Here is a 15,262-nt window from a genome sequence, read left to right as displayed (position 1 = left end):
TGAGGAGCACTCGATGACCCACGATCCCTACGACGCCGACCGGCCCCTGCTGATGCACTGCGCCTGCGGCCAGCACGGCAGCCCGGCCGAGCACGCCGCCGCTGAACTGCGCGCCCGCGCTCAGACGACGGACTTCGAGGCCGAATCGGCCAGCTTCGTCGAGGCCGCGTTGGTGAAGGCGCTGTTTCCGCAGGACGCGCTGCGCCGCCGCTTCCTGAAGGCCGTGGGCCGCCGCACGGCGATGGCCGCCATCGGCAGCGTGCTGCCCATCGCCTCGCTGCAAGCGATGGCGCAAGACAAGGGCGCGCTGGAGAAGAAGGACCTCAAGATCGGCTTCATCCCCATCACCTGCGCCACGCCGCTGATCATGGCCCACCCGTTGGGCTTCTATGCCAAGCAGGGGTTGAATGTGGAGGTCGTGAAGACGGCGGGCTGGGCGCTGATACGCGACAAGATGCTGAACAAGGAGTACGACGCGACGCACTTCCTGTCGCCGATGCCGATTGCGATCAGCCTGGGCCTGGGCGCGCCGGCCACGCCGATGAACGTGGCCACCATCCAGAACACCAACGGCCAAGCCATCACGCTCAGCGTCAAACACAAGGACAAGCGCGATCCCAAGGACTGGAAGGGCTTCAAGTTCGCCGTGCCCTTCGAGTACTCGATGCACAACTTCCTGCTGCGCTATTACGTGGCGGAGGCGGGGCTGGACCCGGACCGCGACATCCAGATCCGCGTGGTGCCGCCGCCCGAGATGGTGGCGAACCTGCGCGCCGGCAACATCGACGGCTTCCTCGGCCCGGATCCGTTCAACCAGCGCGCGGTCTACGAGGAGGTGGGCTTCGTCCACCTGCTCACCAAGGAGCTGTGGAACGGCCACCCCTGCTGCGCCTTCGGCACCAGCAGCGAGTTCATCGCCAGGAACCCCAACACCTTCATCGCGCTCTACCGCGCGGTGCTGACGGCCGCCGCCATGGCCCGCGAGGCGCGCAACCGCGAGCTGATTGCCAAGGTCATCGCGCCGCAGGCCTATCTGAACCAGCCCGAGACCGTCATCGCCCAGGTGTTGACGGGCAAGTTCGCCGACGGCCTGGGCAATGTCAAGGTCGTGCCCGACCGCGCCGACTTCGACCCCATGCCCTGGCAGAGCATGGCCGTGTGGATCCTGACGCAGATGAAGCGCTGGGGCTATCTGAAGGGTGACGTGAACTACCGGCAGATCGCCGAGAAGGTCTTCCTGCTGACGGATGCGAAGAAGCAGATGAAGGCGCTGGACATGGCGGCGCCCGAGGACAAGACGGGCGGCTATCCGAAGTTCAGCCTCATGGGCAAGGAGTTCGACCCGGCCAAGCCGGATGCTTACGTGGCCAGCTTCGCGATCAAACGCACATGAAGCGCTCGCTCGCCTTCCGCGCTGGTGTGCTGTCGCTGCTGCTGCTCGGCTGTCTGCTGGGTGTGTGGTACCTCGCCACGCAGGGCACGCCTGCTGCGGCACCGGCTGCAGCCATGACGCCCGAGCAGATCGAGTACGCCAAGCTGATGGGCAAGCCGGTGGACGCCACGCCGGTGGCGGCCAAGAGCGGCTTTCCGACGCTGGCGCAAATGGGCCGCACCATGGCCCATCACCTGGCCGAGCCCTTCTACGACCGCGGCCCCAACGACAAGGGCATTGGCCTGCAGCTGGCCTACTCGCTGGGGCGGGTCGGCCTGGGCTATCTGCTGGCTGCGCTGGTCGCCATTCCACTGGGTTTCGTCATCGGCATGAGTCCGTTGGCCTACCGCGCGCTGGACCCGTTCATCCAGGTTCTCAAGCCCATCTCGCCGCTGGCCTGGATGCCGCTGGCCCTCTACACGATCAAGGATTCGGCGGCGAGCGGCATCTTCGTCATCTTCATCTGCAGCCTGTGGCCCATGTTGATCAACACGGCCTTCGGCGTGGCCGGCGTGCGACGCGAGTGGCTGAACGTGGCCCGCACGCTGGAGGTGAGCCCGCTGCGCCGGGCCTTCGAGGTCATCCTGCCGGCGGCGGCGCCCACCATCCTGACGGGCATGCGCATCAGCATGGGCATCGCGTGGCTGGTCATCGTGGCGGCCGAGATGCTGGTGGGCGGCACCGGCATCGGCTACTTCGTCTGGAACGAGTGGAACAACCTCAGCCTGCCCAACGTCATCTTCGCCATCCTCGTCATCGGCCTCGTGGGCATGGCGCTGGACCTGCTCTTCGCCCGCGCGCAGAAGGCGGTGACCTATGTCGACTGAACTTGTGCAGGTCCAGGGCCTGACCAAGCGCTATGGCGACGCGACCGTCTTCGACGGCGTCAACTTCACGCTGAGCGAGGGCGAGTTCGTCTGCATCATCGGCCACAGCGGCTGTGGCAAGACCACCATCCTCAACGTGCTGGCCGGCCTGGAGCAGGCGAGCAGCGGCCACGTCTTCATGGCCCAGCGCGAGGTGGCCGGACCGGGGCTGGAGCGCGGCGTCGTCTTCCAGGGCCATGCGCTGATGCCGTGGCTGACCGTGCGCCAGAACATCGCCTTCGCGGTGCGCAGCAAATGGCCCGACTGGAAGCGCGCCGAGGTCGACGCGCAGGTCCAGAAGCACGTCGCCCTCGTCGGCCTCACACCGGCGCTGGACAGGAAACCCAGCCAACTCTCTGGCGGCATGAAGCAGCGCGTGGGCATAGCGCGTGCCTTCGCCATCGAGCCGCGCATGCTGCTGCTGGACGAGCCCTTCGGCGCGCTGGACGCGCTGACGCGCGGCACCATCCAGGACGAGCTGCTGAAGATCTGCGCTGCCACGCGCCAGACCGTCTTCATGATCACGCATGACGTGGACGAGGCCATCCTGCTGGCCGACCGCATCCTGCTGATGGCCAACGGCCCGCAGGCCCGCGTGGCGGAGATCGTCGTCAACACCATGCCCCGCGAGCGGCAGCGCGCCACGCTGCACCACGACCCGCAGTACTACCGCATCCGCAACCACCTCGTCGACTTCCTCGTCGAGCGCAGCGCCACGCTGTCGCATGGCCGCGCGCCCGAGCAGCCGCCCGAGGTGCGGCCAGGCCTGCAGACCGCCGAAGTCATTCCCCTCGATACCAACCCCGCCATCCACAGGAGCACCGCATGAGCCGCCTCGAAGTCACCGAAAAGATCATCGCCACCAAGGTTGCCAAGGGCATCAAATGGGCCGACGTGGCCGCCGACATCGGCCTCAGCAAGGAGTGGGTCACCGCCGGCTGCCTGGGCCAGATGACCTTCAACGACGAGCAGGCCGCCAAGCTGGCCAGGTTCTTCGACCTGACCGAGTGTGAGACGCAGTGGCTCAAGGTCGTGCCCTACAAGGGCAGCCTGCCGACGTCGGTGCCGACCGACCCGCTGATCTACCGCTTCTACGAGCTCATCAGCGTCTACGGCACGACCTTCAAGGAGCTGATCCACGAGGAATTCGGCGACGGCATCATGAGCGCCATCGACTTCAAGATGGACCTGCAGCGCGAGCCCAACACGGCGGGTGACCGCGTCAGCATCGTCATGAGCGGCAAGTTCCTGCCCTACAAGACGTATTGAAGATGAAGCCGCCGCTGCCGCCCTTCACGGCCGAGTCGGCCGTCCAGAAAGTGCGCCTGGCCGAAGACGCCTGGAACAGCCGCGACCCCGACCGCGTCGTCGGTGTCTACACGGACGACACGGTCTGGCGCAACCGCGCGGAGTTCCCGGTCGGCCGCGAGCAGGTGCATGGATTCCTCGTGCGCAAGTGGGCGCGCGAGCTGGACTACCGCCTCATCAAGGAGCTGTGGGCTTGTGCAGGCAACCGCATCGCGGTGCGCTTCGCCTACGAGTGGCACGACGATTCGGGCCACTGGTACCGCAGCTACGGCAACGAGAACTGGGAGTTCACCGATGAAGGCCTGATGCGCCGGCGCTTCGCCAGCATCAACGACCTGCCCATCGCGGCATCGTCGCGGCTGTTCTTCTGGCCCTTGGGCCGGCGCCCGGATGAACACCCAGGTCTGAGCGAGCTGGGGCTCTAGTCGCGAACAGCCAGCATGACGGCATAGGCCTTGAACACGGCGGTGGCCTGCTGACCCACGGCCAGGCTCAGCGCATCGACGGCATCGTTGGTGACGCTGGCCGTGACGACGGCGCCGCCGGGCAGGGTCAGGCCGACCAGGCTGGACACCGCGCCGCGCTGCACGCGCGAGACGGTACCGGCCAACTGGTTGCGCGCCGACAGCCTGTAGCCGCCGAAGTCCGTCACCAGCACGACCTCGCTGGACTTCACCAGCGCCAGGGCTTCCTTGCCCGTCTGTACCTGCAGTTCCTGTGCGGCCTGGGTCGTCAGCGAGGCGGTGATCTCCTGGCCACCCTCCAGGGCGACACGCACCGTCGTCGTGGCCGGGCCGGGGTTGACGCCGGCCACGCGGCCATGGAACTGGTTGCGGGCGGTGGTCTTCATGGACATCCTTTTCAGCAGCGCGTCGAGCGCCGGTTGGGTGGCCAGCCAAGCGGCCTGTTCGTGCAAAAAAGCGGCATGGCGGGCCTGCAGCTCGCGCCAGGCGCTCAGCAAGGCCTGGCCCTCGGCCGTCAGCCGCGTGCCGCCGCCGCCCGCGCCGCCAGTGGCGGTCTCGAGCAGGGGCGCATGCGTCAGCGCGTTCGCCGCGTCCAGCACCAACCAGGCGCCCTTGTAGCTGTAGCCGGCGGCGCGGGCGGCCTTCTGCAGCGAGCCGGTCAGCGACAGCGCGGCCAGCAGGTCGAAGAAGCGGCCGTCGAGCCGGCCGGCCAGGCGCAGCTCGCCTTGCAGCAGCGGGTGGTCGGGGGTGCTCATGGCAGCCGGGCGCGCAGGTCGGGGTCGTCGGCCTGCAGCCGCTGGCTGACCTGGCCGCCTTCGATCAACACGATCTCGTCGGCCAACGCCAGCACGTCGTCGGCGTCGTGGCTGACCATGATGGCCGGGATGCCCCATTGCGCCAGCACGCGCCGCAGCTCCGTGCGCAGTTCGCGGCGCAGCGCGCTGTGCAGGGCCGCGAAGGGTTCGTCCAGCAGCAGTACCTGCGGGTTGCAGGCCAGGGCCCGCGCGAGGGCCACGCGCTGCTGCTGGCCGCCGGATAGCGTGGCCGGCTTGCTGTGCGCCATGGCGGTGAGGCCGAAGGATTCGATCAGCTCGTCCACCCGCGCCGCGTCGGCGGCCTTGAGGCGTTTGCGCCAGTTCGTCAGGCCGAAGGCGATGTTGTCGCGCACGCTGAGGTGGGGAAAGAGGGCGTAATGCTGGAAGAGATAGCCGACGCCGCGCGCCTCGGGTGGCAGGTTGACGCCGCTGGTCGTGTCCAGCAATGCGCGACCGATCAGCTTCACATGGCCTTGCTGCACCGGCAGCAGTCCGGCCATGGCCTGCAGCGTCAGCGACTTGCCCGCGCCCGACGGGCCGTAGAGGGCGATGAAGGGCGCATCGGTCGCGAACGCGATGTCGAGGTCGAAGCGGCGCCGGGCGTCACTGACTGATAGCTGGAGGCTGACGTCGATCAAGGTTTGCCGAAACCGTACTTGGCCAGGATGGCCTGGGCCTCGGCCCCGCCGAGGAAGTTGACGAGGTCTCGCGCCAACGCGGCCTGCTTGCTGTCGGCCACGACGGCGGCCGGATAGGTGATGGGCGTGTGGCCGCCCACCGTCGCAGCCACGCGCACCTTGCCCTTGGCGCTCTCGGCATCCGTGCGGTAGACGAAGCCGGCCTCGACCTCGCCACGGGCCACATAGTCCAGCACCTGGCGCACGTTGTCGGCGAAGACGAGTTTGGGGCTCACTGCCGACCAGAGCTGCGCCGTACCCAGGGCCTGCTGCGTGTAGCGGCCCACGGGCACGGAGGCCACCTTGCCGATGGCAATGCGGCGCACTTCGGGTTTGTTCAGGTCGGCCAATGCGGCGATGGCGGGTGCGCCTTGGGCCGGCGTGATCAGCACCAGCGTGTTGGCCGCGAAGTCGCGCCGCGTGTCGGTGGTGATGAGCTTCTGGTCGGCCCCGCGGTTCATGGTGTCCTGGTCGGCGCTGACGAAGACATCCACCGGCGCGCCCTGGGCGATCTGCTGCAGCAGCACGCTCGAGGCGGCGAAATTGAAGCGCAGCGTCGCGCCGGGTTTGGCGGCCTCGAAGCGCAGGCCAATCTCCTTGAAAGCATCGGTCAGGCTGGCCGCGGCCGAGACGGTCAGTTGCTGGGCCGAAGCGAACAGGGGCAGTGCGGCGCAGAGGGCGAGCAGGAGGCGTTTCATGGCGACGGGCGTTGCAGATAGCGGTTGGACAGCACGAGGATGGCGACGGAGACGGCCGACACGATGAGAGCGAGCATCAGCGCCAGATCGTCACGACCGGCCTGCACGGCGTCGTAGATGGCCATGGAGGCGGTCTGCGTCTGGCCGGGGATGGAGCCGGCCACCATCAGCGAGGCGCCGAACTCCCCCATGGCGCGGGCAAAGGCCAGCAGCGTGCCGGCCAGGATGCCGGGCCAGGCCAGCGGCAGCGTCACGCGCACAAAGGTGCTCCAGCGCGACTGGCGCAGCGTGCGGGCCGCAGCCTCCAGGTTGCGGTCGACCTGGGCGAAGGCGCTGCTCGCCCCCTTGAGCACCAGTGGCAGGGCCACCAGCGTGGAGGCGATGACGGCGCCGTGCCAGTTGAAGATGACCGTGTAGTCGAAGTGATCGCGCAGCCAGCCGCCCAGGGCGCTGCGCCGGCCCATCAGCACCAGGATRCCGTAGCCCAGCACCGTGGGTGGCAGCACCAGCGGCAGCATGCAGATGGCTTCCAGCAGGCCGCGGCCCGGCAGCCGCGTGCGCGCGAACACCCAGCCCAGGGCCACGCCGAGCAGCAGGGCCAGCAGCGTGGCGAAAACGGCGACGCGCAGCGTCAGCGCCAGCGGCGCGGCGTCGAACTGGCTCCAGAGCTCGGTAGGCATGGATGCGTAATGTAATCAACTACATCACGATGGTTGCCTGGGCTGCTGACATCAGGGAGTTGTCGTTCCGACTATCCTCACCAGCCTCGACATGCTGAACGACCTCTTCTCCCAATACGGGCTTCTCGCCGTGGCCCTTGCCGTGCTGCTGGAGCAACTGGGCGCGCCCGTGCCCTCCACGCCGGTGCTGCTGCTGGCGGGCGTGGAATCGGCCACGCGCGACGGTTTCGCGCTGCAAAGCTTTGCCATTGCGACGCTGGCGGCGCTCGTGGCCAACGGCTTGTGGTTCTGGGCCGGGCAACGGCTCGGGCGGCGGGTGCTGGCGACGCTGTGCCGCATTTCCATCTCGCCGGACAGCTGCGTGCGCCAGAACGAGGCCAGCTTTGCCCGCCGCGGTGTGCTGACCCTGGTCATCGCCAAATTCGTGCCGGGGCTGTCCATCCTGGCGCCGCCGCTGGCGGGCGCGCTGGGCATGCCGGTCTCGCGTTTCATCGCCTGGAATCTGCTCGGTTCGGCACTGTGGGCCGGTGTGGCCATCGGCGTGGGGCGGCTGTTCCATGAGCAGATTGACGAGTTGCTGCACGCCCTCAGCCATCTCGGCGGCGTCGCCCTGGCCCTGGCGGGCGTGGCGCTGGCGCTGTACCTGGTCTGGCGGCTGTGGCGGCGCGCCCGCGTGCGCCGGGAGCTCGAGCGTTTCGAGCGCCTCGGCCCGGCCGAAGCCCTGGCCCTGGCCCAGCAGCGCAGCGACATCGTGTTTGTCGACGTGCGCGCCTGCTCGCCGACCATGCCGCTGGCCAGCCGCATCCCCGGCGCCCGGCATCTCGACATGGGCGCCTTGGGCGACGCAGCCCTGGCCGATTGGCCGGCGGCGGCCGTCTTCATCACCTATTGCGCCTGTCCTGCCGATGCTTCGGCCGTGCGAGCGGCCATCTGGTTGAAGCAGCGGGGCCACCAGGCCCAGGTGCTGCGCGGCGGCATCGATGCCTGGACCCAGGCCGGGTTGGCACTGGAGCCGGGGTGACGCATTTCACGAAGCCTGGGTTGTGTTGAATCTAGTGTTAACCCTATAATGGGGTTAACCCTAGTGAATGCGGCCACAAGCCACCCAAGCCCCCATGGAACTGATCCACAACCTCTTCTCCTCCCTGCGCAGCGCCCTGACGCTGGAAACCCAGTCCGACGTCGACGAGAGCTATCTGTCGGACGCCATCGACCACGCCGACCTTGAGCGCCGCATTGCGAGCCAGTCGCGCGCTTCGTCGACGAGCCCGCTGAACATCGGCCGCTGAGCCGAACCGGCTGACAAGAACAAACGGCCCCGTCAGGGGCCGTTGTCATTTGCAGGCCGCCCTTCTTACTGGATCAGCCCGTTCTTCAGCGCGTAGTAGGTCAGGTCGCTGTTGGTCTCGAGCTTGATCTTTTCCAGCACGCGGGTGCGGTAGGTGCTGACGGTCTTCACGCTGAGGAACATGGCTTTGGCCATGTCGCCCACCGTCTCGCCCTTGGCCAGGCGCAGGAAGACCTGCAGTTCACGCTCCGACAGCGACTCGTGCAGCGGCCGATCGGAGCCGCCACCGGCGACGCCGTCGGCCAGCAGCTCGGCCACGGCCGGGCTGATGTAACGGCGGCCGCGCGCCACCGTGCGGATGGCGTTGGCGATCTCCTCGGGATCGCATTCCTTGTTCAGATAGCCGCTGGCACCCTGGCGCAGCAGCGCCGTGGCGTAGTGCGTCTCGGGGAAGCCGCTGAGGATGAGGATGGGCAGTTCGGGGAAGCGCGTCTTGATGGCCGACAGCGCGTCCACGCCGCTCTGGCCCGGCATGGAGATGTCCATCAGCAGCACATCCACCTCGCCGGTGCGGGCCAGTTCCAGCGCGTCGCGTCCGTTGCCAGCTTCACCCGTCACGCGCAGGTCGACGTTCTCGCCGAGGAACTGACGCAGACCGGACCGGACGATGGCGTGGTCGTCAACGATGCCAATGCGAATCATGTTGCGCTCCGAATCAGTTGTGAGGATGGGTAAAGCGTAGCGACGGCAAATGGCGTGCGCGATCAGCGCTGTCCTACAAAGGGTATAGGCCGGCCGCTTGTCCTACGGGCCTTCGCGGGGGCGGCCGGCAGTCGCAGAACCAGGGTTTTTGCATAGTCAGCTCATGGCCGTTCAGGCCCCACGGAGCGAGCGATGAAGACCCTGACCGACAACCTGGCGCGCCTCATGCCTCCACCGCCGCTGTGGCTGATGCTGGCGACGACGGTCGTGCTCAGCGCTGCGTTGTTGATGGCCTTCATCGACATCCTCCGGGAGCATGTTCGCCATGGCGAGGAGGAGAGGCGCCAGTGGCAACGAGTCGGCCTTGTCCGACAGCCGATAGGCACCGTGGCTGCCGCGGCGCAGCAAGCCAAGCCTCCACAGTTGGCCACATCGTTTTCCCAACAGCTTCAGCGATGAAGAAAGGACGCAAGATGAACCGCATCACCACCCTCCGCGCGCCGCTGATCGGCGCTCTGGCTCTGGTTGCCGCCCTGGCCGCCTGCAGCAAGCATGACGACGAGCGCACGGCCGGCCAGAAGCTCGACGGCGCGATTGCCGACGCCAAGCAGGCCGGCGCCGAAGCCAAGACCGACGCCCGCCAGGCGATGGACAAGGCCGAGACCAAGTTGAAGGACGCGACGGCCGCCGCCTCCGAGGCCGCTACCGACGCGGCCATCGTCACCAAGATCAACGCCGCGTTGATGGCCGATGACAGGCTGAAGGCGACCAAGATCGACGTCCGCGCCGAGGAAGGCCGCGTCACGTTGACGGGCACGGCGCCCGATGCCGGCTCGCAGGCGCGCGCCACGACGCTGGCCTCCGCGGTCAACGGCGTGCGCTCGGTGGACAACCAGCTGGTGGTGGCGCGCAATGGCTGAAGGCCACCGGCCCCTGCAACTGGATGAGTCCGGTCTGCGCGCGGCCCGCATGGACCTCGGCGATGGCGCCGTGACGCCGGCCTACGGGCCCTGGCGTGAGGACATCGTCAATCTGCTCAATGGGGCGTTGGCGACCGAGATCATCTGTGTGCTGCGCTACCGTCGCCACCACTTCATGGCCTCGGGACTGGAGTCGCCCAGCATTGCCGCGGAATTCCTTGTCCACGCCAATGCGGAACTGGGCCATGCCGACCGGCTGGCCCAGCGCATCGTGCAACTCGGCGGCGAACCGGACTTCAATCCGGTGGGCCTTCCCGAGCGCAGCCACGCGGGCTACGACGAGGTGAACGACCTCAAGGCCATGATCAGGTCCAACCTCGTTGCCGAGCGTGTGGCAGTCGAGACCTACCGGCAGATGATCGGTCTGGTGGGCGACAAGGACTCCACGACCCGGCGTCTCCTGGAGGACATCCTGGCGGATGAGGAAGAGCATGCCGACGAGCTGAAGGACTGGATGGCGCGAGCCTGAGCCAGAAGCGCAGTGCTCGTTTTGCGCGCCGCCCATCGCCTCGATGTGGCGGCGCGCCGCATTGGATGCCCAGCATCGTTCATCACCAGCTTGCCGAATAGCTCAGCATGACGCGGCGAGCCTGCGGGCGCAGCGTCAGCCGGCTTTGAGCGCTCAGCTGGTAGGAGAAGGCGCCACGCAGGCCAGCCAGGCCATCGCCCTTGGGGCGCTCGAAGGCCATGCGCGCGGCCCAGCCGCTGTTGCGTTGCCAGACCGGTGTCTCGACGCCGCCGCTGAAGCGACGCGAGAAGTCATAGCTCACGCCGGCCCACAGCGCTTCACGCACGGAGGCTTGAGGCCCGAGCTGGACGGGTGAGCGCAGTTGCTGCTCCAACCCCAGTTGATAGCGCCAGCGCGAGCGTTCGTTCTGGCGGCTCAGCCATTGCGGGTCGCGCCAGTTCAGCTCGGGGTCGGGCGCTGCGGACGACACCGCCGCACCTGCCAGGCTGATGCCACCGGTGGGTGCGCCCTGCGCATGACCACTCTGAGCCAGTGACAGGCCAAGCAGCGAGAAGAGCAGGCGGAAGTTCATGGCGGCAGCGGCTTCAGGGGTGGTGAAGTCGATGATGGRCGGCGACCGTTTTGCGCCGTGTCGGCCTGCAGCGGCAGCAGGTATCGGACAAAGGGAAGCCGTCATGAGCGCGATGACGCCGCGGCGCGCGGTCCTACAGCGGGCGCTTGCGCCCGCTGATGGGCCGCGCAAAGGCCACCGGCCAGACTTGCTGCGAGAGGCCCGCCGGGCCTATCAGGAGATCGCCATGAGACCCGTCACAAGCGCCCCTGCCGACGACTTGCGCGAGCGTCTGCCGCCCTACGGTCAGCCCACCGATCCCAACATCAAGCCGCGCCGCTGGCGTGCAGATGAGCGGCCGCGGCGGCGCTCCAGCGCCGGTGCCTGGCTGCTTGCGCTCGGGCTGGGTGCCGCCATCACGGCGGTCGCCGTGGCCACGCTGCAGGACTCGCGCAGCCCTGGCACCCAGCTCGACGATGCGATCGCGAACGTGCGCGACTTCGGCCATCGCATGGGCCAGACAGTGACGGATTCGCAGCATGCCGCCGTCGAGGCCTCGCGCAATGCCGTGGATGGCGTGGGCACTGCAATCGACGACACGGGCATCAGTCTCAAGGTCAAGACGGCGTTGGCCGCCGACCCGGCGCTGAGCGCCCCGCGCATCGAGGTGACAACGACGGATGGTGTCGTGCGCCTGGACGGCCCGGCGCCGGATGCGGCCGCCAGGGATCGCGCCACCGTGCTGGCGGGTGCGCCGCAGGGCGTGCGCGGCGTGGACAACCGGCTGACGCTGCCGCAGGCCGGCCGCGTCGTGGCCGTGGCCGAAGGTGTGCCGCGCCTGCCGGCCGACGCTGCGGCCAGTGCCGTGCGCTGAGCACACGCCGCCCCGACAAAAAAACCGCCGGCCCTGGAGCCGGCGGTTTTGCCATCAGCCCCGCCGCGCTTGCGCGGGCGGGGCCTTTTCCATCACTGGAAGTAGCGGGCCTTGGCGCTGGCCTGGCAGCTGTCCTTGGTGTCACCGGACAGGGAGTCGCAGCGTTCGTTGGCGACCTTGTAGTCGGCCTTCAGCTTGGTCTCCATCGCATCGGCTTCTGCCGAGGCGATCTTCTTGTTGGCCTTCAGATCGGCCTTGGCCTTGTCGTGCTCGGCCTTGGCTTCGGCGACGCAGACGTCCTTGGCGTTGCCGGACTTGTCATCGCACATTTCCTTGGCCAGCTTGAAGCGCGCCTCGTAGCGTGACTCCAGGTAGTCGTTGTGATCCTTGACCGTGCCGGTGTACTGGTACTCGAGGTTGGCGAGGGCCACCTTCTCGTGGGCCTTGGCGCGCTCGGCGCACACGTCCTTGGCATTGCCTGCCAGCGAACTGCACTTGTCTCGCTCGGCCTTGAACATGGCCTTGACTTCATCCTTGGCCTGCGAATAGACGGGCTTGGTCAGATTGGCCGAAGCCGTGCCGGCCAGGCCGATCAGCGCGAGGGCACACAAAAGGCGGGAGGTGCGGATTTGCTTCGTCATGAGGATCTCCTTTGGCTTGATGGGTGGCAGCGTCATGCCCTCAACAGGGCAGGTGCCACGCCGCTCAGCTTAGGAATCCGGGCCCGTCGGCCACGTCGGCGCTTGGGCCTCGCAAAAGTCGGACAAGGCCGCGTGGACGAAGGCGGCGAACCTCAGAAAAGGCAGCCCTGCAGGTCTGCCGGCACCGATTGCAAGGTCCAACGGTCGATGATCTCGTAGCCGTACTCGGCGTTGCTGCCGCCGACGACGAGCAGCACTTCGCGGATTTGCCAGGGGATGGGATCGATGTAGATGGGCTCCAGGGACTCCGGTGCCCGGTAGCTGATGGTCAGGTGAGGCGTGTGCCCCGGGCCCTCGCCGCATCCCTCGCGCAGCAAGGCGGCCAGTACCGACTCCAGCACATCATCGAAACCGGGTGGCCTTGGCCGAAGAAGGCCCAGTGCTCGCGGCCGCCGATGCGGTTCAGGACCATCGTGAAAGCCTCGGCCGCAATCTGCGCGCCAACGCGTTTCGGCGTGCTGCGCATGGAGGGCGTGTCCGGGTAGCGGTCCGACCAGGTCTGATGCCAATTCGAGGCCGGAAACATCGCGTCGCCGAGGCGCAGGTCCAGGCCATGCCTCTCGACGGCGGCCGACATATGCCGTTCCACTTCGACGGTGGGCTGGGAGATGAGGAGCAGTCGGGGTGTCGGCATGGCGGTCCTTGTGAATACTGTGTTTGTATACAGTAATTCATGGGGCCGCGCTTGTCCAGCCCGGGCGCCATCAAACCCGCCTCATCGCACCAGGGCCGGTTTCGTCGCATCCGCCTGACCGGAACGCTGGTGCCGCCTAGATTGCACGCCTTTCAACCGCGAGGGCGCTGCATGAACACCGTGAAGCATGACTGGTCGAGACGGGGCGCGCTCGGCATGTTGGCGGCGGCGCCTCTGGCGGCCACGCGGGCGCTGGCGGATGCCCAAGGCGAGCTGCTCGTGCTGTCCACGCTGTATTCGCGGCACAAGGCCATCGCCGCCTACGATCTTGCCGTGCTGCGGCAGGTCATCGTGGCTGTGAAGCCGGATGTGCTGGTGCTGGATGTGACACCCAGCGAACTGCGCGGCCGCAAGGTCTGGCCAGGCAAGGTCGAGTACACGGATGTCGTCTTCCCCTACCTCGATGCCACGGGCGCCAAGGGCTTGGGCTCGGAACCGGACGAAGCCCTGTTCAGCCAGCTCACTGGTGTGGCGGGCCGCGCATACAAGGCCTTCGGCGAACAGAACCCGGCCGGCGCCAAGGCACTCGACGATCTGAAGCAGGCCACCTACCGGGCCATGGCCAGTGGATGGCGCTCCGCCGCCGACGTGAACAGCGAGAAGACGGACCGGCTGGTGGCCGCGCTGCGCGAGATCGAGGAGGGGCTGGTGGGCGAGGGCGCCGCGAACGTGCAGGCGCAGTGGGATCGGCACCATGCGGAGCGCCTGCGCGACGCCGTGCGCGCCCACCCTGGCCAAAGGGTGCTGATGCTGGTGGGTATCGAAAGCCGCTACCGCGTGCTGCGCGAGCTGCGGTCGGCGGGCGGGATTCAGCCCGTCGAGTCAGAGGCGTGGCTGCGGCGCGCCGGACTTTGAGGAGTCGCTGCGCGGCGCCGTCAGGCGAAGGTGTTCAGGTTGCGGCCCAAGGAACCTTCGGTCGCCAGTGCCGGCTGCTGCGGCAGCGCGCTGAGCAGGGCCATGGCGCCGGCCGCCTGCACGTCGAGCGCCTTCCTGAGCACCAGCAGGCCGACGGTGGTGGCGGTGTCGCCCTGGGCGGGGCTTGACGCGATGCTCACATTGCTGACGTTGGTGAGTTCCATTCGCCTGCTATCGGCAGGTCCGGCCCAGACTTGAGCCTTTTCGCGCCTGGACCGCAGCGCGCGCAGAAGCCGCAGATACTCGGTCGGGGTTTGATGGGCACCGAAGGCGCATGGGCAAGGTCAGCAAGTGGGTGGTGGCGGGATGCCTGGCCGCAGCGGGCGCGCAGGCACTGGCGCAGCCGGCCGTGTGCGGGCCCTACCGCGTGGCCCTGTACGAGTACGGTTCGCTGGCGTTTCGACGCGCAGGGGGCGGTACGGTGGGCATCGATGTCGACATCGTCAACGAAGTCGCCCGCCGCACGGGCTGCAAGTTCGAAACCTTTGTCGATTCCCGAGTCCGCACCTGGACCGACCTGGCCCATGGCAGCCTCGACATGACGGTGTCTGCCATCGAGACCGAGGAGCGCAACAGCTTCGCGCGCTTCGTGATCTACATGAGCGGGCGCAACCGGCTGCTGGTTCGAAAGGGCCTGCCCAGCCCGGTCCTGACATTGGACGCATTCGCGGAAGACAGTCAATTGCGGCTGGCGGTGGTCAAGGGCTTCAGGCATGGCCCGCAGTGGGACCCCTGGATCGCCAGGCTGCGCCAGCAGGGGCGAGTGGACGAATACGCCGACGCCAACATGGCGGCCCGGCTCGTGGGCCTGGGTCGCGATGCGGCCTTCCTGTCCGAACCCGTCGTGTGGGGGCGAATCCTTGCGGACAGCAAGCTGCAGGGCAGGGTCACGGTCATCGATGGCTTTCCGGCGGACAACTACGCTGCGGGATTTGCGCTGTCCAGGTCCAGGGTTCGCGAGGAAGACGCCCGCAGGATCGAGGACGCCATCGCCGCCATGCGGGCTGACGGCAGCCTCTACAGGATCTTCAGCGCCTATCTGTCTCGCAGCGAGGCCTTGAGTTCCATGCCCTGAGCAGGGCGGGCGCCCGGTGCATGGCGGCTTCGATGCGCCGTGAAATCTTGCGTCTCGACTGGCGACCTCCAGGC

General features: G+C 67.7%; 22 protein-coding genes. 13 read left to right on the top strand and 9 right to left on the bottom strand.

Annotated elements, in window-relative coordinates; translation table 11 throughout:
• Nucleotides 1–13 precede the first annotated feature (13 nt).
• The 5 genes from AC1D2H_RS07995 to AC1D2H_RS07975 are packed head-to-tail and all read left to right on the top strand — an operon-like array spanning nucleotide 14 to nucleotide 4,031.
• Complete coding sequence (locus AC1D2H_RS07995; RefSeq protein ID WP_478010561.1) at nucleotides 14–1,393, top strand: CmpA/NrtA family ABC transporter substrate-binding protein; 1,380 nt, start codon at nucleotides 14–16, stop codon at nucleotides 1,391–1,393.
• Complete coding sequence (gene ntrB, locus AC1D2H_RS07990) at nucleotides 1,390–2,259, top strand: nitrate ABC transporter permease (RefSeq protein ID WP_478010560.1); 870 nt, start codon at nucleotides 1,390–1,392, stop codon at nucleotides 2,257–2,259. Before AC1D2H_RS07995 ends, ntrB begins: the two co-directional genes overlap by 4 nt.
• Complete coding sequence (locus AC1D2H_RS07985) at nucleotides 2,249–3,127, top strand: ABC transporter ATP-binding protein (RefSeq protein WP_478010559.1); 879 nt, start codon at nucleotides 2,249–2,251, stop codon at nucleotides 3,125–3,127. Before ntrB ends, AC1D2H_RS07985 begins: the two co-directional genes overlap by 11 nt.
• The gene (gene cynS / locus AC1D2H_RS07980; protein ID WP_478010558.1) at nucleotides 3,124–3,567 is read left to right on the top strand and encodes a cyanase; all 444 of its coding nucleotides are present in this window, start codon (nucleotides 3,124–3,126) and stop codon (nucleotides 3,565–3,567) included. The genes AC1D2H_RS07985 and cynS overlap by 4 nt, the downstream gene beginning before the upstream one ends.
• Nucleotides 3,564–4,031, top strand: coding sequence for a nuclear transport factor 2 family protein (locus AC1D2H_RS07975; protein WP_478010557.1), 468 nt, complete (start codon nucleotides 3,564–3,566; stop codon nucleotides 4,029–4,031). Before cynS ends, AC1D2H_RS07975 begins: the two co-directional genes overlap by 4 nt.
• On the opposite strand, the gene AC1D2H_RS07970 is transcribed toward AC1D2H_RS07975, so the two are convergent.
• The 4 genes from AC1D2H_RS07970 to modB are packed head-to-tail and all read right to left on the bottom strand — an operon-like array spanning nucleotide 4,028 to nucleotide 6,940.
• Nucleotides 4,028–4,825 (bottom strand): TOBE domain-containing protein, encoded by a 798-nt coding sequence (locus tag AC1D2H_RS07970; RefSeq protein ID WP_478010556.1) that lies wholly within the window; start codon nucleotides 4,823–4,825, stop codon nucleotides 4,028–4,030. The genes AC1D2H_RS07975 and AC1D2H_RS07970 overlap by 4 nt on opposite strands.
• Nucleotides 4,822–5,523 (bottom strand): ATP-binding cassette domain-containing protein, encoded by a 702-nt coding sequence (locus AC1D2H_RS07965; RefSeq protein ID WP_478010555.1) that lies wholly within the window; start codon nucleotides 5,521–5,523, stop codon nucleotides 4,822–4,824. Before AC1D2H_RS07965 ends, AC1D2H_RS07970 begins: the two co-directional genes overlap by 4 nt.
• Nucleotides 5,520–6,260, bottom strand: a complete 741-nt coding sequence (gene modA / locus AC1D2H_RS07960; RefSeq protein WP_478010554.1) for a molybdate ABC transporter substrate-binding protein — start codon at nucleotides 6,258–6,260, stop codon at nucleotides 5,520–5,522. Before modA ends, AC1D2H_RS07965 begins: the two co-directional genes overlap by 4 nt.
• Complete coding sequence (gene modB, locus AC1D2H_RS07955) at nucleotides 6,257–6,940, bottom strand: molybdate ABC transporter permease subunit (RefSeq protein WP_478010553.1); 684 nt, start codon at nucleotides 6,938–6,940, stop codon at nucleotides 6,257–6,259. The genes modA and modB overlap by 4 nt, the downstream gene beginning before the upstream one ends.
• A 91-nt stretch (nucleotides 6,941–7,031) precedes the next feature.
• Between modB and AC1D2H_RS07950 the strand changes: the two genes are divergently transcribed.
• Both AC1D2H_RS07950 and AC1D2H_RS07945 read left to right on the top strand, forming a co-directional pair.
• On the top strand, nucleotides 7,032–7,961 hold the full coding sequence (locus AC1D2H_RS07950; RefSeq protein WP_478010552.1) for a VTT domain-containing protein: 930 nt from the start codon (nucleotides 7,032–7,034) through the stop codon (nucleotides 7,959–7,961).
• A 94-nt stretch (nucleotides 7,962–8,055) separates the two neighbouring features.
• Nucleotides 8,056–8,229: a hypothetical protein gene (locus AC1D2H_RS07945; RefSeq protein WP_477928204.1), complete on the top strand. Its 174-nt coding sequence runs from the start codon at nucleotides 8,056–8,058 to the stop codon at nucleotides 8,227–8,229.
• Nucleotides 8,230–8,294: 65 nt separating this feature from the next.
• On the opposite strand, the gene AC1D2H_RS07940 is transcribed toward AC1D2H_RS07945, so the two are convergent.
• Nucleotides 8,295–8,930 (bottom strand): response regulator, encoded by a 636-nt coding sequence (locus AC1D2H_RS07940; RefSeq protein WP_056197556.1) that lies wholly within the window; start codon nucleotides 8,928–8,930, stop codon nucleotides 8,295–8,297.
• A 192-nt stretch (nucleotides 8,931–9,122) separates the two neighbouring features.
• On the opposite strand from AC1D2H_RS07940, the gene AC1D2H_RS07935 reads away from it, so the two are divergent.
• From AC1D2H_RS07935 to AC1D2H_RS07925, 3 genes are read left to right on the top strand one after another with little or no spacing between them, the layout of a single operon-like run.
• Nucleotides 9,123–9,389 carry a hypothetical protein gene (locus AC1D2H_RS07935; protein ID WP_477928203.1) on the top strand — a complete coding sequence of 89 codons (267 nt, stop codon included), beginning with the start codon at nucleotides 9,123–9,125 and terminating at the stop codon, nucleotides 9,387–9,389.
• Nucleotides 9,386–9,850, top strand: coding sequence for a BON domain-containing protein (locus tag AC1D2H_RS07930; protein ID WP_477928201.1), 465 nt, complete (start codon nucleotides 9,386–9,388; stop codon nucleotides 9,848–9,850). Before AC1D2H_RS07935 ends, AC1D2H_RS07930 begins: the two co-directional genes overlap by 4 nt.
• Nucleotides 9,843–10,379, top strand: a complete 537-nt coding sequence (locus AC1D2H_RS07925; RefSeq protein WP_477928199.1) for a ferritin-like domain-containing protein — start codon at nucleotides 9,843–9,845, stop codon at nucleotides 10,377–10,379. Before AC1D2H_RS07930 ends, AC1D2H_RS07925 begins: the two co-directional genes overlap by 8 nt.
• 82 nt (nucleotides 10,380–10,461) lie before the next feature.
• On the opposite strand, the gene AC1D2H_RS07920 is transcribed toward AC1D2H_RS07925, so the two are convergent.
• Nucleotides 10,462–10,950, bottom strand: coding sequence for a hypothetical protein (locus AC1D2H_RS07920; protein WP_477928197.1), 489 nt, complete (start codon nucleotides 10,948–10,950; stop codon nucleotides 10,462–10,464).
• Between the two features lie 226 nt (nucleotides 10,951–11,176).
• Here AC1D2H_RS07920 and AC1D2H_RS07915 point away from each other — a divergent pair, with 226 nt between their 5' ends.
• The gene (locus tag AC1D2H_RS07915) at nucleotides 11,177–11,803 is read left to right on the top strand and encodes a BON domain-containing protein (RefSeq protein ID WP_477928196.1); all 627 of its coding nucleotides are present in this window, start codon (nucleotides 11,177–11,179) and stop codon (nucleotides 11,801–11,803) included.
• Between the two features lie 92 nt (nucleotides 11,804–11,895).
• Here the strand turns inward: AC1D2H_RS07915 and AC1D2H_RS07910 are convergent, their stop codons facing one another.
• Nucleotides 11,896–12,444, bottom strand: a complete 549-nt coding sequence (locus AC1D2H_RS07910; protein WP_477928194.1) for a hypothetical protein — start codon at nucleotides 12,442–12,444, stop codon at nucleotides 11,896–11,898.
• Between the two features lie 152 nt (nucleotides 12,445–12,596).
• The gene (locus AC1D2H_RS07905) at nucleotides 12,597–12,845 is read right to left on the bottom strand and encodes a hypothetical protein (protein ID WP_478010551.1); all 249 of its coding nucleotides are present in this window, start codon (nucleotides 12,843–12,845) and stop codon (nucleotides 12,597–12,599) included.
• 464 nt (nucleotides 12,846–13,309) lie between these two features.
• On the opposite strand from AC1D2H_RS07905, the gene AC1D2H_RS07900 reads away from it, so the two are divergent.
• Nucleotides 13,310–14,053, top strand: coding sequence for a hypothetical protein (locus AC1D2H_RS07900; RefSeq protein ID WP_477928190.1), 744 nt, complete (start codon nucleotides 13,310–13,312; stop codon nucleotides 14,051–14,053).
• A 20-nt stretch (nucleotides 14,054–14,073) separates the two neighbouring features.
• On the opposite strand, the gene AC1D2H_RS07895 is transcribed toward AC1D2H_RS07900, so the two are convergent.
• On the bottom strand, nucleotides 14,074–14,277 hold the full coding sequence (locus AC1D2H_RS07895; protein ID WP_477928188.1) for a YjfB family protein: 204 nt from the start codon (nucleotides 14,275–14,277) through the stop codon (nucleotides 14,074–14,076).
• Nucleotides 14,278–14,387: 110 nt separating this feature from the next.
• Between AC1D2H_RS07895 and AC1D2H_RS07890 the strand changes: the two genes are divergently transcribed.
• Nucleotides 14,388–15,188 carry a substrate-binding periplasmic protein gene (locus AC1D2H_RS07890; RefSeq protein WP_478010550.1) on the top strand — a complete coding sequence of 267 codons (801 nt, stop codon included), beginning with the start codon at nucleotides 14,388–14,390 and terminating at the stop codon, nucleotides 15,186–15,188.
• Nucleotides 15,189–15,262: the final 74 nt, after the last annotated feature.

The sequence above is a fragment of the Roseateles sp. P1_C1_2 genome (genome assembly GCF_056406535.1).
Note: the sequence above shows the minus strand (reverse complement) of the source record. Positions and strands in the feature narration are given on the sequence as shown.

Coding starts and splice junctions, on each gene's coding strand:
- AC1D2H_RS07995 (WP_478010561.1), top strand. CDS start 14: ATGACCCACGATCCCTACGACGCCGACCGGCCCCTGCTGATGCACTGC.
- modA (WP_478010554.1), bottom strand. CDS start 6,260: ATGAAACGCCTCCTGCTCGCCCTCTGCGCCGCACTGCCCCTGTTCGCT.
- AC1D2H_RS07950 (WP_478010552.1), top strand. CDS start 7,032: ATGCTGAACGACCTCTTCTCCCAATACGGGCTTCTCGCCGTGGCCCTT.
- AC1D2H_RS07930 (WP_477928201.1), top strand. CDS start 9,386: ATGAAGAAAGGACGCAAGATGAACCGCATCACCACCCTCCGCGCGCCG.
- AC1D2H_RS07985 (WP_478010559.1), top strand. CDS start 2,249: ATGTCGACTGAACTTGTGCAGGTCCAGGGCCTGACCAAGCGCTATGGC.
- AC1D2H_RS07900 (WP_477928190.1), top strand. CDS start 13,310: ATGAACACCGTGAAGCATGACTGGTCGAGACGGGGCGCGCTCGGCATG.
- AC1D2H_RS07895 (WP_477928188.1), bottom strand. CDS start 14,277: ATGGAACTCACCAACGTCAGCAATGTGAGCATCGCGTCAAGCCCCGCC.
- AC1D2H_RS07890 (WP_478010550.1), top strand. CDS start 14,388: ATGGGCAAGGTCAGCAAGTGGGTGGTGGCGGGATGCCTGGCCGCAGCG.
- AC1D2H_RS07915 (WP_477928196.1), top strand. CDS start 11,177: ATGAGACCCGTCACAAGCGCCCCTGCCGACGACTTGCGCGAGCGTCTG.
- AC1D2H_RS07935 (WP_477928203.1), top strand. CDS start 9,123: ATGAAGACCCTGACCGACAACCTGGCGCGCCTCATGCCTCCACCGCCG.
- cynS (WP_478010558.1), top strand. CDS start 3,124: ATGAGCCGCCTCGAAGTCACCGAAAAGATCATCGCCACCAAGGTTGCC.
- AC1D2H_RS07925 (WP_477928199.1), top strand. CDS start 9,843: ATGGCTGAAGGCCACCGGCCCCTGCAACTGGATGAGTCCGGTCTGCGC.
- AC1D2H_RS07945 (WP_477928204.1), top strand. CDS start 8,056: ATGGAACTGATCCACAACCTCTTCTCCTCCCTGCGCAGCGCCCTGACG.
- AC1D2H_RS07910 (WP_477928194.1), bottom strand. CDS start 12,444: ATGACGAAGCAAATCCGCACCTCCCGCCTTTTGTGTGCCCTCGCGCTG.
- AC1D2H_RS07920 (WP_477928197.1), bottom strand. CDS start 10,950: ATGAACTTCCGCCTGCTCTTCTCGCTGCTTGGCCTGTCACTGGCTCAG.
- AC1D2H_RS07940 (WP_056197556.1), bottom strand. CDS start 8,930: ATGATTCGCATTGGCATCGTTGACGACCACGCCATCGTCCGGTCCGGT.
- AC1D2H_RS07970 (WP_478010556.1), bottom strand. CDS start 4,825: ATGAGCACCCCCGACCACCCGCTGCTGCAAGGCGAGCTGCGCCTGGCC.
- ntrB (WP_478010560.1), top strand. CDS start 1,390: ATGAAGCGCTCGCTCGCCTTCCGCGCTGGTGTGCTGTCGCTGCTGCTG.